The organism is Enterococcus sp. GC34 (assembly GCF_040886645.1).
GTDB lineage: Bacteria > Bacillota > Bacilli > Lactobacillales > Enterococcaceae > Enterococcus > Enterococcus faecalis.
Genome location: NZ_JBFOEF010000032.1, coordinates 1 through 553 on the forward strand (window position 1 = coordinate 1; position 553 = coordinate 553).

A 553-nucleotide genomic window follows, 5' to 3' on the forward strand; every position below is an offset into this window, starting at 1 on the left:
TCGCTCTACAAGAGATAAAACTTATTGATCCATCAATGGGAAGCGGACATATACTTGTTTATGCCTTTGATGTGCTGATTCAGCTTTATGTAGCAGAAGGGTTTCGAGAACGAGATGCGGCTGTATCAATTTTAATGAATAACTTGTATGGGTTAGATATAGATAAGAGAGCCTTCCAATTAACCTACTTTGCTTTAATTATGAAGGGTCGTCAATATTCTCGGCGTATTTTGTCTAAAGGTATTAAGCCTAATGTTTATGCAATCCCAAATAACTTAGAAATTAGTGAAGCAGAATTACAACTTTTACACATAGATTTTCCAAACCAACAAAAAGCCCAAGAAGATTTATTACAGTTAATTAATAGCTTCAAAAACGGTGCAGATTTAGGTTCATTGATAGAATTTAAGGATATCGATTTCGAAAACTTGAAAGTGGGATTTGGTAACGGTTCTATAACGTTCTTTGACCAAATGATTAGTGAAATGATACATGTCGGAGAATTATTGCAACAGAAATATGATGTTGGAATTACAAACCCACCTTATATGGG

1 protein-coding gene is annotated in these 553 nt (G+C 34.2%); it reads left to right on the plus strand.

Annotated features, from left to right (window positions below; translation table 11 throughout):
• Positions 1–553: DNA methyltransferase (locus tag AB3I72_RS13815; protein WP_368024007.1), on the plus strand; the 553-nt coding region annotated here is incomplete at both ends.